Here is a 13,396-nt window from a genome sequence, read left to right as displayed (position 1 = left end):
ATTGTCAATTAAAGAGTTTACAAAAGCAGCAGGAAGATATGAAAGTAACCATGCTGGCATTTACGAAATGTGCAAGAAGGATTATCCGGATCCACAGGCATTTTTTGACAGTGTGAAAAGATGTCTTCGCCCAAATGGAAGATTGATACTGAGAGATGTGATCAGTGACAATAAAGTATTGGTATGGCTAATGAATACATTGGAAATGCCGTTGGCAAATATATGCGGACATGGAGATGTCCAAGTGCCAACAAGAGACATGGTCATAAAATGTTGCAAAAAAGCAGGATTAAAAGTAGAAAAATTTGAAATTCGTAAAGGTATGCGAATGCATTGTGTTGTGAGAAAACCTATGGGAAAGGCGATAGGAAATGAAAGATAAGTATCTTAGGGAAACACGAATGGTTGATTTTTCTAATCCGGCAATTCAAAAACTTATTCAAAATATGAAATGGGTGAATTTGAAAGGATTAAGGCAATCTACAACTATGTAAGAGATGATGTTTTATTTGGATATAATATTGATGACGGAATTTCAGCTTCAAAAGTACTTGCAGATGGTTATGGACAATGTAATACTAAAGGAACTTTATTCATGGCACTTTTACGTGCCTGCAATATTCCATGCAGAGTACATGGTTTTACGATTGATAAAAGCCTGCAGAAAGGAGCTATGACTGGGTTTGTTTACCGTAATGCTCCAAAAAATATTTTCCATAGCTGGGTAGAAATTAATTTTGAAAATCAGTGGTATGAACTGGAAGCTTTCATTTTGGATAAAACCTATATAAAGAAGTTACAGGAACGAAATCCGGAATGTAAAGGTGCATTTTGCGGTTATGGAGTAGCAGTCAAGGATTTCAGAAATCTCATTATTGAATTTGATAGGAACAATACTTATATTCAGAGTGAAGGAATCAATCAGGATTTTGGTGTTTATGATTGTCCAGATGAACTGTTGAAGGAACATCATCAAGAAATTTCAGCCTTTAAAGCATTTGCTTATAGACATATTGGAAGACATCTCATGAATCGTAATGTCAGGAAGATTAGAGAACGATAGTTTTAAGCTTTTAGAATTAAAATTAAATTTGGAGGGTAATATGGCAGACAAAATACAAAATGCCTATGAAACATCAAAAAATATATATGACGATGTTCTTACGCAAAGAAATATTTTCAGCAAACTGTATATTAAGTTATTTTGGAGTGGCACTGATGATAATGATATAGCACGAAAAGTTTTAGCATATGTTCCTGATGACTTTTCAGGAAATCTTCTTGATGTTCCGGTTGGAACTGCTGTATTTACGGAAAACAAATGGAGTTCGCTGAAAAATGCACATATTACTTGCCTTGATTACAGCATAGATATGCTTGATCAAGCCAGAAAAAGACTTGGCAGTCATGCACATATCAAATGTATTCAGGGTGATGTGGGGAATCTGCAAATGGAGAATGAATCTGTTGATACCGTTGTCAGTATGAATGGTTTTCATGCATTTCCTGACAAGCAAAAAGCATTTCATGAAATATGGCGTGTTTTGAAACCAGGCGGCAATTTCATTGCCTGTTTTTATATCAGGGGAAAATCGAAACGGACAGATTGGCTGGTAAAAAATATTCTTGCAAAGAAAGGGTGGTTTTCTCCACCGTTTCAGACGGAGAAAGAGCTGAGAGATATCCTTCAAAAACTATATAAAGAAATGGATATCCATGTTGACGGTTCTATGGTATATTTCCGTTGTGTGAAGTAATGCAATGATGCTGGATTTATAATAAAGTTTCAGATAATAAGTCTGGAACTTTATTTTTGTCTAAATGGATTATTGCCGTCCGTTCAGGTCTGGATAATGCTCGATTCTCATGTTAAGATAATAGAAAAGGTCAGATAAAACTAACACAAAGAAATACCACCAGTGGAAGCAGGAAAACGGCTGTCCGGTGGAGAAAAACAGCGCATTTCCATCGCAAGAGCGATTCTAAAAGATGCACCAATTATTATACTGGATGAAGCAACAGCCAGTGTAGACCCGGAAAATGAACATCTGATCCAGGCAGCTATATCGGAACTTACAAAAGAAAAAACCATAGTAACCATTGCACACAGACTAGTGACGATTGAACAGGCAGACCACCGATTTCTTCCAGTTCCAGTGCTTTTTCAATAACCGGTGTGAAATCTTTCTTCTCATCAATTTCACCATGAGTATAGATGTTGATTCCTTTTCCCTCTGTCTGTTCACATTGAAAACAAAACATTTTTTAATCCTCCGTTTATAGTATTTACCTTTTGTTTCTGCTAAAAGTATAGTATGATAAATACAACTTGTATGTTTGATTTCAAACAGGAGGAACGATTTTGGAAAAATATTTACCTATTCTAAGAAGTAGCCCATTTTTTAAAGGTCTTAATGATAACGAGATATTATCCATATTGCATTGTGTAAATGCAACAGTAATTTCAAAAGAACGGGATTCATATATTTTCAGAGCAGGAGATTCTACCGAGTTAATGGGGCTTGCGGCGTCAGGCTGTGTTCTTGTTATTCAGGAAGACCTCTGGGGACATCGGAATATTCTGTCGAAATGTCATGCCGGAGATTTTTTTGGAGAACCATATGCAGCAAGACCGGGGGCTGTTTTGAATATCAGTGTGGTAGCTGATGAGGATTGTGAGATTATTTTTCTAAATGTCCAGAGGTTGCTGGTCACTTGTCCAACTGCATGTGAGCATCATCAGAAGTTGATCCGTAACCTGGTCAGTGTTCTGGCAAATAAGATACTGATCCTAAACGATAAGATTACACATGTTGGCAAACGAACAACAAGGGATAAACTATTGTCATATCTGTCGGCAGAATCCATCAGACATTCGTCGTTATCTTTTGATATTCCCTTTGATCGGCAGCAGTTGGCAGATTATCTTTGTATTGATCGTGCAGCAATGTCTACGGAGATATCAAAGTTACAAAAAGAAGGCTTTATAAAAACAAATCGAAATCATTTTGAGTTGATTGCTTGTAATGACACAGATTTACAAACTAACAAATGATGGTATAATTTTATTGTTGAACTGACAGAAAGGGTAGATATGAGAAAAGCAATCGTATATGCATCGGTGCATCATGGAAATACAGAAAAAATAGTAAAAAGCATAGCAGAAGAGTGTCAGGTAGATTTGATTGATGCAGTAAAACAGTCAGATGCAGATCTGAGCAGTTATGATATGATCGGGTTTGCATCAGGAATCTATTTTTCAAAGTTTCATCAGTCGATGTTGAAATTTGCTGAAAAGAATTTACCAGATGACAAAAAGGTCTTCCTGATCTGTACTTATGGTGGAAGTGCGAATTATAAATCCATAGAGCAGATTTTGAACAAAAAACATGCCAGCGTAGAGGGTAAATTTGGATGCAAAGGATACGATACATTTGGTCCGTTCAAACTGGTCGGAGGTATTGCAAAAGGACATCCAGATGATAAAGATATCCAATATGCAGTGGAATTTGTAAAAGACTTATAAACACGTAAAGAAGAGGAGCAGTAAAATGGAGGTTGCAAAACCAATCATTCGTAAAATAGATGATACACCTGAGTCATTAAAAATATTTGAAGAGGATTTATGCTCTTGTTCGGATGAAAACGTACAGGAAATAATAACATCGTATCCAACTGTATATATCCATAATTGGAAAGAATCTGATGAGTATGAGGTGTACATAGGAGAATCAAATAATGTGATTCAACGTACAAGACAGCATTATGAGACCGGACTTTATAATGCAAATTCCTGGCAAAACAGAATAACAGGAAAATCTGCGGCCTTGTATATTATCGGTCATGAACATTTTAATAAGTCTATGACATTAGATGTTGAAAATCGTTTGATGCATTATATGCTCAGTGTACCTAAGGTAAGAAAAGTTCATAATCTTCGAGGAAATCCACAGAATCATTATTATCCTATGGAGGAATTGGACAGGATTTTTTCAAAAATCTGGAGAGGCCTTCGGAAAGATAATAAAGATCTTTTTCCAACTGAAAGCATGATACATGATTCTGCAATCTTTAAAGCGTCGCCATTACATAAGTTAACAAAGGAACAGTTACAGGCAAGAGATAAAATAATTGAACGTGTGAAAATGGCTTTATCCATAGGTGCTGCAGGTCAATTAATCTTTGTAGAAGGCGAAGCAGGAACTGGAAAAACAGTATTAAACAGCAGCACATTTTATGAAATATGTTGTCTGGCAGAGGAAAATGGTTTGGATGATCTGAGATGTAATCTGATCATTAATCATGATGAACAAATTACGGTATATGAGCAGATCGCTGAAAAATTAGGTTTAACAGATAAATATGGAGAAGTGGTTTCTAAACCAACACGATTTATAAATACACATTCTCCGAATAATCCAGTAGATATAGCTTTTGTTGATGAGGCTCATTTGCTTTGGACACAGGGTAAACAGTCATATCGTGGTGATAATCAGTTGCAGGATATAATTGAACGCGCCAGGGTAACAGTTGTTATGTTTGATGAGAATCAGATTCTAACAACGGAGCAATTTTGGGAGTCACAAATACTTGACAAATACAGAGAAGAAGCCAAGAAGAATAAGAATTATATTGTGCTTAAAAACCAGTTAAGAATGCATGCAGGGAAAGAAATGTTAAACTGGATAGATGGATTTACAAAGAGAAAAGAGATACTTCCCTTGCCGAAACCTACTATTGACTATAGTATTCGAATCTTTTCTTCGCCAGAAAAACTGGATGAAGAAATATGTAAATTAGCAGACAAAGAGGAATCGTCGTTATCTCGTTTGATCGCAACATATGACTGGGAATATAATGCCAAAACCGATCCAACTGAACGTCTGAGTAAATACTGGGAAGTTCTTATCAATGGATGGCATAAGCCATAGAATAGAGAACTGGAATCTGAATTGTCTCCAAAACAAAAACGTTATAATAAGAAACTAGCGTGGGCAGAGCAGAAACAGACAATCGGAGAGGTAGGATCTACATTTACAATTCAAGGTTTTGATCTGAATTATGCAGGTGTAATTCTAGGTCCATCTGTAAAATATAAGGATGGAAGAATTGTCTTTGATCCAGATTCGAGTTGTAATACAAAAGCTGTCAGAAAACGTACTTTGTCAGATGGGACAAAGAAGAAATTTGGTGAAGAGTTGCTCCGGCATGAAGTAAGAGTCCTTATGACAAGAGGAGTCAATGGATTGTTTATTTATGCTTGTGATGAAGAATTGCGAAAAGCATTATTAGCTGCCGTAGAATAGAGAGGTATGAGGAATTGAATAAAGAAACAATAGATAGAATTAGAAAATTTTCAGAAGATAGAGACTGGGATCAGTTTCATGGACCGGCAAATCTTGCAAAATCAATTGTTATTGAAGCAGCAGAGCTTCTTGAGTGCTTTCAGTGGTGTGATGATAATTTCAATCTTCAACATGTGAAGGAAGAATTGGCAGATGTACTTGTATATTCTCAAAATCTGTTGGATAAGTTGGGACTGGATGCAGATGAGATCGTAAATATGAAGATGGATCAGAATGAGGCAAAATGTCCGGTAGAAAAAGCAAAAGGTAGTGCTGCAAAATATACGGAACTGTAACATCAAAGATAAAACAAGGGTGAATAGCCTGATCGTTTAGCTGTTCACCCTTTCTCAAGAAAATAATATATCATGAGTGCGTTGTATAGCTCCTGACTCTGATATCTGTTTGTAAAATTCTTTCCTGTAAGCTGTTCTACTCTATGTAACCTGTACTTTACAGTGTTTTTATGTGAAAATAGTTTATCAGCTGTCCTTTGCAGATTGCAGTCACACTCGAAATATGCCCACATTGTTTCTATCAATTGCGTATGAGCCTTTTTTTCATACTGCATTACAGGACTAAGCACCTCATTCGCAAACTGCTGCATTGGTGCAGTATTTTCATACGACATCAGCATGCGGTAAAATCCAATCTCATCATAGAATACGATTTTATTCTTCCTGTTAATATGCTCCAATACGGAGTTTGTCTTAGAGGTTTCATGAAAGCTTTTCTGCAGTTTGGATAGGTTCTCACATGTTTCACCTATATTTAAAGTATATTCTATTTCATTTGGATCATTTTGCAAAAACTTAACAAACCGTTCAAAAATCTCTATGATCTTTTTTCGATCACCTGCACAGTTCCTCATAAAACCTATAATCCTGTCACCATAGCAGGAAACGATTGCAGGATAATTACATTGTGAAAAATATTCTTTTAGAGTCTGTGCATAGCTTCTTATCTGGTCATTGGTGCTTCTCTTTTTGACCTTTTAGCCTTGCATTCTTAAATAATTTTGTGCCCTTCATACTGTATTCCTCTCTTCTCGTTAACAATAACGATTTGTTCTTTTGGCACAAATCATAGCATCCTGTCAGAATACAGTCAATAAAATGCAAAATCAACGTTTTTATTTTATTCTTGTGTACGAAAAAAGTCAAATCAATTTGTTTGCTACACACAAATTGTGTACAAACCCAGAAGGCGAGTAATTAGTTCAATTTATTCCTGTATAACATAAGCTTCTGTTTTTGCTACAAGAAAAATGTTTGACGAATTTGAACAGATGCATTATTGTGTAAGAGGGAGGAAAACTTAAATGATAAATAAATTACATTTGGCAATGATTGAATTATATAGAGGGGATGCAAAGAGAATTCAACATTTTTGCAAAGTGCACAGGCTATGCAAAATTGATGACCAAAGAGAAATAACTAAATCATATAGATAGCTTATGGCAACAGCAGGTTGCTTTTCAGACTGCGGATTTATCGATATGATAAAGACAACGGAGGTGACGACTATGGAAACAAAAAAGATAATTCTTAAACTTAGAACAGAAAGAGGAATGTCACAGGACGAGCTGGCAAATAAAGTTATGGTGACGAGACAAGCAGTATCCCGTTGGGAAAATGGAGATACAGTCCCAAATACAGATACACTTAAGCTCTTATCTAAAGAATTTGATGTTTCAATCAATACGCTTTTGGGAGAACCCAGAAAGCTGATCTGCCAGTGCTGCGGGATGCCAATTGATGATGATTCCATATTGGGACGTGATAAGGATGGCACATTAAATGAGGAGTATTGTAAATGGTGCTATGCTGATGGAACGTACACATATAATAACATGGATGAATTGATTGATGTGTGTGTAAAGAATATGGTAAATGAAAACTTTACCGAAGAACAGGCACGTTCTTATTTGAAAGAAATGCTTCCAAAGTTAGATTACTGGAAAAGGTATGATAAACTTAGCGACAATGGGCAGTATGAAGAGTTTAAAAAGCAATTGATAAACGAAATAAATACTCTGCATATAGACGGACTTCCAAGGGTGAACAAGCTAAATGCACTTGTGGGGAAATATGTGAATCTGGAATATACTCTGCCTAATGGACAAAAAGTGAAATTCCTTGATGATCAGAAAACCTATCTGGGGAATCAACTGGAGTCTGAATTCGGAGGAGACAGGTGCTTCGGTATTCTGGCAGGTATGGATTTTATTCTCGTATGTACATATGAGAAGGATGGTGAAAATCCAGAGCTGCTGATTTATAAAAAGAGATAATATAAGCAAAAAGAAAAGTCTTGACAAATAAACGAGCGTTTACTATTATTGAAATGTAAACGGTCGTTTATTTATTTCGGAGGGAGTGTGCATGGGTAATAGGAAAAAGGAAATATTAATTGTGGCACTGCATCTGTTTGCCAGAGATGGTTATGAGGCTGTCTCAGTCAGCCAGATAGCAGGAGAGCTTGATATGACAAAAGGTGCATTGTATCGTCATTACAAAAGCAAAAGAGATATTTTTGACTGTATTGTGCGCCATATGGAGCAGCAGGACGGTGAGCAGGCCAGAGAGAATGAAGTGCCAGAAGAGAGTATTGAAAAGACACCGGAAGAATACCAGAACGTATCATTGTATGATTTTGTGGAATACAGCAAATCTATGTATGAATACTGGACAGAGGATGATTTTGCATCATCGTTTCGGAAGATGCTGACAATAGAGCAGTTTCGCAGTGAAGAGATGCAGAATTTATATCAGCAATATCTGGTATCCGGACCGGCAGAATACGTGAATGATCTGTTCAAAAATATGAAAATAAAAAATCCAGAAGAGAATGCAATTAAATTTTATGCAAATATGTTTTTCTATTATAGCATGTATGATGGAGCAACAGATAAGACGAAAGCAAAATGTCAGTTTGAACATATGATGGACAAAATTGTAGAAGAAATGAAACAGTAAAATAAGAGCCAGACGCTAAGACGCAGAGCAGATTGTAATATTACAATTTTGCACTGCGTCGTTTATATTATGGGAGGTCAGATAAGAATGAAAGCGATCATATATACATCAAATACCGGAAGCACAGCGGAGTATGCACAATTACTGGGAAAAGAATTGAATCTTCCTGTGCATAGTTTGCAGAAGGCCAAAAACAAGGTGCCTGCCGGCAGTGAAATCATTTATCTCGGCTGGATTATGGCAGGAGGAATCAAAGGGTATAACGAGGCAGCAAAATTGTATAAAGTGCGTGCAATCTGTGGCATCGGCATGGGACAGACAGTCACACAGCTAAGATATGATGGTAAATGGCGGAAAGAAAGATAAACTCAGTGATAAATCAAAGTCGGTGGCTTCCAAGGTCGTAAATGCGATTGTTGCCAAACTAGAAAAAGCATCACAGGCACTTTTGGGAAATATCATCTCTGCCCTGAATGAGCCGAAAAATAAGGTTAAGGCAAAGGAACAGATTAAGGAACAGGCAAGGGTTTCCATTCAGGCAAAACTGAAAGAGAAACAGAAGCAGGTTATGGAATATGAGAAAAAACAAGATGTGCATATCAGAAAAAAGAATATGGAACTTTAGGAAGCATTTGTAATCCATTAGTGGAAATACAGATGCTTTTTTATTGTCCGGAAAGGATTGTATGGGAGTATTTGATGAAGTAAAGGAAAGAGTGACCGCAAGGGAAGTCATGGAGAGAGCAGGCATTGTTTTCAATCGAAATAACATGTGCAGATGTCCGTTTCATCAGGACAAAACGGCGAGCATGAAAGTAAAACCGACAGATAAAAAATATTTTTGTTTTGGTTGTGGGGAAAATGGAGATGCGATTGATTTTGTCGCTAAATATTATAACCGGTCACCAAGAGAAGCAGCCATGCAGATAGCTGACGAGTTTGGGATTATCTATGACAGTTCGGTGCGATCACCGCCCAAGCCGGTAAGAAGAGAGAAATCTCCAATGCAGATTCTTGAAGAAACGAAAACAAAGACATATCGGGTGCTGTCCGACTATCTTCATCTGCTGAAAGAATGGGAGCGGAATTTCAGACCGGAAAGCATGGAAAAGATTGATGAAAGATATGTGGAAGCTGTGCAGAATCGGGAAAAGGTTGAGTTTCAGCTTGATACCCTGCTGTGGGGTACGGAAGATGAAAAGGAAGCAGTGATACACGATTTAGGAAAGGGGGTGGAAGATATTGAGAGAAGAGTCAGGGAATATCGCAGGAATCAGGGAACAGTTAATCACAACAGACAAAGGAGCTGTGAAGCAGTGCATTAGAAATGTGGTTACAGTCTTTGAGAACGACCCGAAGTTCAAGGGAGCCATTCGTTATAACATGATGACTGACAGAAACGACATTGTTAAGGGGTTAGGGTGGTATCGTGAGAGTACGGCACTTACAGATTCTGATATAGACCATATCATGTTGTATCTTGAAGAACATTACAGCCTTACAACGGAAAAGAAGATAAAATCGGCTATCAATGTGGTTGCTATGGAAAATAAGTATCATCCGATTCGTGAAAAACTAGGTTCTCTGGTCTGGGATGGGAAAGAACGTATCAAAGATGTGCTTCATCACTTCCTTGGAGCCGATCAGAACAATTATGTCTATGAAGCAATGAAAGTCCTTCTGTTAGGGGCAATTTCAAGGGTATACCGACCTGGAACGAAGTTTGAATATATGCTGATTCTGGTGGGTGGTCAGGGAGCCGGAAAGTCAACGTTTTTCAGATTCCTAGCCATGAATGATTCATGGTTTACGGATGATTTGAAGAAACTTGATGATGAAAATGTGTTCCGGAAGATGCAGGGGCATTTAATCATAGAACTGTCAGAAATGATAGCAACAGCCAGTGCAAGGAGCATTGAGGATATAAAGTCATTCATCAGCAGACAGAGCGACATTTACAAGGTTCCTTATGAGACACAGCCAAAGGACAGACCGAGACAGTGCGTGTTTGGTGGCACTTCCAACGCTATGGACACGCTTCCTCTCGACAGAACAGGCAATAGACGATTTATGCCGGTCATGGTTTATCCAGACAGGGCTGAGTGCCATATTCTTAAAAATGAAGAGCTTTCAAGAAAGTATATCGAGCAGGTGTGGGCGGAAGCTATGGAGATATACAGGTCAGGAGAGTTCAGGCTTATGCTAAGCAGGGAATCAGCCGAGTATCTGAAAGATTATCAGAAGCAGTTCATGCCGGAAGATGCAGATGCAGGAATGATACTTGCGTTTCTTGATAATTTCAAGGGGGACAGGGTTTGTTCCAAAATGCTTTGGAAAGAAGCTCTTCACAGGGCTTATGAGCCAAAGAGAATTGAATTGAAACAGATTTGCGACATTATGAATAATTCGGTAACAGACTGGATTATGAGTGATGGTGCCATGCATTTCGGTGTCTATGGCAAACAGCGTGGCTGGGTTCGTGCCGGTTTCTCTCAGGGAATCCCCGACAAAGCGGACAGCGATGGTTTTATGGCAGTACCGAAGCAACTGGAATTAGAGATACCATTCAAGTAACAGAATTGATGATGTTACCTTTTGGTTACTGGTTCTGTTACCCAGTGAAAGTATTGATTTTACTGGGTTTTCTCTTGTAGGTAACAAAAGTAACAAGAAAATAGAAAAATAAATAAAACACAGGTAGCAGATACAGGTAGGGTGATTTGAGAGGTCTTTTCGGTCATGTTACCTTTTTTGTTACCTGTCCCTTGTAGGGGGAATCTTGGAAAGGAGAGGTACGAATGCAGGAAGAGAAAACAGCGGAAAATAAAGCAAATTATATTGATGGTGGCAATTTCAAGGCGAGAATAGGAAACACTACCTACCTTGTCGGGGTGTTCTTCAACAAAGCAAAAAAGGTAACAATAGAGGACAGAATGAAGAATTTAATCTGTCAGGAAGTGACAGCAGGCAATTTCTAAGGCTGTACACCACAAAAACAACTCATTTTTTAATGAATTATCATTCTCTGTATTGACAAAACGCTTCCTAAGGGTTGTACCATCGATAAGGCAGGTATGATTGCGACGGACGATAAAAATATCGGTACAAGTGGTGATGAATTTAATGATTCAACAGCAAAATATGTATTAGGTAATGCATGGAATGGAAACTCATATCGATATACGTTAAGTAAGGAAAATGCACAGGAAGGAGAAACCTGGTATGCCCGGGCATATCTTGTTTATACTGATGCAGAAGGAAATGTGAATACGATTTATGGGAAGATAATATTGGCTAATGCGTAAGACAAGGTAATGGATCAGAGAAAAATCATAATTTTTGATAATAATTATTCGGAAAATGGAGGATTAAGCAATGGAACGAGTTTGTAAATTTTTAAAAGAAGCAGGAACATATTATTTAGAAACAGTAGAAGGCGATCAGCCAAGAGTAAGACCTTTTGGAACAGCACATATTTTTGAAGGAAAACTTTACATACAGACAGGTAAAGTCAAAGAGGTATCAAAGCAGTTACACGCAAATTCAAAGGCAGAAATCTGTGCTTTTAAGAATGGTGAGTGGCTTCGTGTTGCTGGTGAACTGATTGAGGATGACAGAGTAGAAGCAAGACAGTCTATGCTTGATGCATATCCTTCATTACAGAAGATAGTCTGGCTGCAGGAACCTATGGCTTCAGCCAAATCTGCTTGAATGAGATTCCGTTCTTCACGAATATCTTTTAGTGTATTATTGATTGCCATTCAATCACTTCCTTTGTTTATTGTTATCAGCAGGATCATGAACCTGCGGTTGAAATCTAATGAAATCCCGGAATTTCTGCACCTTTGCATTTCCCGATTACTTTTCCAAAAATTTTAAAAGAGTCAGATTCCAAAACCTGGATAGGACGATATTTTTGATTTAAAGAGATCAGATAAACACCATCTGGTTCATCGTGTAATTCCTTGATGTAAGTATTGCCGTTGAGATAGAAGATTCCAATTTCACCATTAGCAAGAGAATCTTTTTTCTGAATCCATGCAACATCGCCTGTATGATAAAGTGGCTCCATACTGTCACCGGAGATCCGTACGCCAAAGTCCGTCTGCTCAGGAGCAAGATGTCCTACGTCATAGGTTTCTTTTACAGAATCTTCCAGGTAATTTCCAGTACCAGCAGAAACTGGTTCCCAGGTAATTTCTACCGGATGATAGAATGGGATAATCTTTGCAGACAGTGGAGAAAACTTTTTAGAAGCTTTCAAAATATCAGCAAATTCAATCAATTTATTTCTGCCTTCTTCATTCAATCCACTCATAATGTTATATGGATTTTCTCCAAAGAAGGATTCATATATATCTTCGATATCAAGTAACTGGCAAAGTGTCAGGAAAACATGTAAAGCTGGTTCTCGTGCATTGGTCTCCCATTTGGAGATTGCTTTTGTAGTGACCTGAATACCTTCCTGAGAAAGCAGGTCTACCAGATCTGATTGAGAGTATCCTTTCTTTTTTCTATTTTCTGCTAATATTTCCCCGAAATCACGCATTTGTTCGCCTCATTTCCATTTGAATTTTCTATATGCATTATACCGTATGTTAGAAATAAAATCAACAATAATCTCCAAAATGGAGAAAATGCAACCAGGATGTTACTTGATTATCTCCGGCATGTCGATATATACTAAGCATACAAAAATTGATAAGACATCATGTTGAAGGAAACAGCTGGGGGGTGAAAAGTTTGAGTGAGCGTGTGATCCTGCATAGTAATATGAACTGTTTTGTGTGACTTGAAAGTCACTACATTTATTGTCTTACCGTAAGGTGTAAGACCTGCTGTTCCGTCAGTTGAGTCTAATATCTACAAAGTAGCGGGTAACTGCTATGAGGAAACGAGATATGAAAAATCATCTTTACAGAGATGTAGAACTGATTCCGTGAGGATAAGAACAAGTAAGAGCAACACTGACTTGAGATGATGACTGGGATAGAATGGCTAAGATATCTGAATCACTGGTAAATGCCGTTATGCGCGAACAGGCCAAAGGTTGCTGGGCCTGGCCCAAAATGG

General features: G+C 37.7%; 16 protein-coding genes and 3 pseudogenes. 17 read left to right on the top strand and 2 right to left on the bottom strand.

Annotated features, from left to right (window positions below; all coding sequences use genetic code 11):
- Position 1: 1 nt before the first annotated feature.
- From AB5Z12_RS01955 to AB5Z12_RS01920, 8 genes and pseudogenes are all read left to right on the top strand, one after another.
- Positions 2-382: a hypothetical protein gene (locus tag AB5Z12_RS01955; protein WP_368357496.1), complete on the top strand. Its 381-nt coding sequence runs from the start codon at positions 2-4 to the stop codon at positions 380-382.
- Positions 372-1,063, top strand: a pseudogene (locus AB5Z12_RS01950) (transglutaminase family protein). The gene AB5Z12_RS01955 and the pseudogene AB5Z12_RS01950 overlap by 11 nt, the downstream one beginning before the upstream one ends.
- Complete coding sequence (locus AB5Z12_RS01945; RefSeq protein WP_243249313.1) at positions 1,038-1,757, top strand: class I SAM-dependent methyltransferase; 720 nt, start codon at positions 1,038-1,040, stop codon at positions 1,755-1,757. The pseudogene AB5Z12_RS01950 and the gene AB5Z12_RS01945 overlap by 26 nt, the downstream one beginning before the upstream one ends.
- A gap of 165 nt (positions 1,758-1,922) precedes the next feature.
- A pseudogene (locus tag AB5Z12_RS01940) lies at positions 1,923-2,135 on the top strand (ATP-binding cassette domain-containing protein); the annotation flags it as partial.
- Positions 2,136-2,362: 227 nt separating this feature from the next.
- Entirely contained in the window at positions 2,363-3,055 is a 693-nt protein-coding gene (locus tag AB5Z12_RS01935; protein ID WP_173717498.1) for a Crp/Fnr family transcriptional regulator, read from the top strand.
- Positions 3,056-3,094: 39 nt separating this feature from the next.
- Positions 3,095-3,526, top strand: coding sequence for a flavodoxin family protein (locus AB5Z12_RS01930; protein ID WP_148463783.1), 432 nt, complete (start codon positions 3,095-3,097; stop codon positions 3,524-3,526).
- A 25-nt stretch (positions 3,527-3,551) separates the two neighbouring features.
- A pseudogene (locus tag AB5Z12_RS01925) lies at positions 3,552-5,306 on the top strand (DNA/RNA helicase domain-containing protein).
- 14 nt (positions 5,307-5,320) lie between these two features.
- The gene (locus tag AB5Z12_RS01920; protein ID WP_173717500.1) at positions 5,321-5,641 is read left to right on the top strand and encodes a nucleotide pyrophosphohydrolase; all 321 of its coding nucleotides are present in this window, start codon (positions 5,321-5,323) and stop codon (positions 5,639-5,641) included.
- A 44-nt stretch (positions 5,642-5,685) separates the two neighbouring features.
- Here the strand turns inward: AB5Z12_RS01920 and AB5Z12_RS01915 are convergent, their stop codons facing one another.
- Entirely contained in the window at positions 5,686-6,216 is a 531-nt protein-coding gene (locus AB5Z12_RS01915) for a CdaR family transcriptional regulator (protein ID WP_173717501.1), read from the bottom strand.
- Between the two features lie 585 nt (positions 6,217-6,801).
- Between AB5Z12_RS01915 and AB5Z12_RS01910 the strand changes: the two genes are divergently transcribed.
- The 9 genes from AB5Z12_RS01910 to AB5Z12_RS01870 all read left to right on the top strand — a co-directional run bounded on the left by AB5Z12_RS01910 (position 6,802) and on the right by AB5Z12_RS01870 (position 12,034).
- Entirely contained in the window at positions 6,802-7,638 is an 837-nt protein-coding gene (locus AB5Z12_RS01910) for a zinc ribbon domain-containing protein (RefSeq protein WP_272111260.1), read from the top strand.
- A gap of 91 nt (positions 7,639-7,729) precedes the next feature.
- Positions 7,730-8,323, top strand: a complete 594-nt coding sequence (locus tag AB5Z12_RS01905; RefSeq protein ID WP_173717503.1) for a TetR/AcrR family transcriptional regulator — start codon at positions 7,730-7,732, stop codon at positions 8,321-8,323.
- 87 nt (positions 8,324-8,410) lie between these two features.
- Positions 8,411-8,689, top strand: coding sequence for a hypothetical protein (locus tag AB5Z12_RS01900; RefSeq protein WP_173717504.1), 279 nt, complete (start codon positions 8,411-8,413; stop codon positions 8,687-8,689).
- A complete protein-coding gene (locus tag AB5Z12_RS01895) occupies positions 8,661-8,948 on the top strand; it encodes a hypothetical protein (RefSeq protein WP_226815906.1) in 288 nt (95 codons plus the stop codon). The genes AB5Z12_RS01900 and AB5Z12_RS01895 overlap by 29 nt, the downstream gene beginning before the upstream one ends.
- A 61-nt stretch (positions 8,949-9,009) precedes the next feature.
- A complete protein-coding gene (locus AB5Z12_RS01890) occupies positions 9,010-9,648 on the top strand; it encodes a CHC2 zinc finger domain-containing protein (protein ID WP_173717505.1) in 639 nt (212 codons plus the stop codon).
- Entirely contained in the window at positions 9,566-10,897 is a 1,332-nt protein-coding gene (locus AB5Z12_RS01885) for a virulence-associated E family protein (RefSeq protein WP_173717506.1), read from the top strand. Before AB5Z12_RS01890 ends, AB5Z12_RS01885 begins: the two co-directional genes overlap by 83 nt.
- Positions 10,898-11,121: 224 nt before the next feature.
- Positions 11,122-11,301, top strand: coding sequence for a transposon-encoded TnpW family protein (locus tag AB5Z12_RS01880; protein ID WP_055263562.1), 180 nt, complete (start codon positions 11,122-11,124; stop codon positions 11,299-11,301).
- Positions 11,302-11,397: 96 nt separating this feature from the next.
- Complete coding sequence (locus AB5Z12_RS01875) at positions 11,398-11,628, top strand: hypothetical protein (protein WP_173717507.1); 231 nt, start codon at positions 11,398-11,400, stop codon at positions 11,626-11,628.
- A 70-nt stretch (positions 11,629-11,698) separates the two neighbouring features.
- Positions 11,699-12,034: a pyridoxamine 5'-phosphate oxidase family protein gene (locus AB5Z12_RS01870; RefSeq protein ID WP_173717508.1), complete on the top strand. Its 336-nt coding sequence runs from the start codon at positions 11,699-11,701 to the stop codon at positions 12,032-12,034.
- 106 nt (positions 12,035-12,140) lie between these two features.
- Here the strand turns inward: AB5Z12_RS01870 and AB5Z12_RS01865 are convergent, their stop codons facing one another.
- Positions 12,141-12,872: an XRE family transcriptional regulator gene (locus tag AB5Z12_RS01865; protein WP_173770326.1), complete on the bottom strand. Its 732-nt coding sequence runs from the start codon at positions 12,870-12,872 to the stop codon at positions 12,141-12,143.
- Positions 12,873-13,396: the final 524 nt, after the last annotated feature.

This window comes from Ruminococcus sp. RTP21358st1_G6_RTP21358_211008 (assembly GCF_040908885.1).
In the GTDB taxonomy this organism is placed as follows: domain Bacteria; phylum Bacillota; class Clostridia; order Lachnospirales; family Lachnospiraceae; genus Blautia_A; species Blautia_A faecis.
This window is presented reverse-complemented; position numbering and strand designations above follow the sequence as displayed.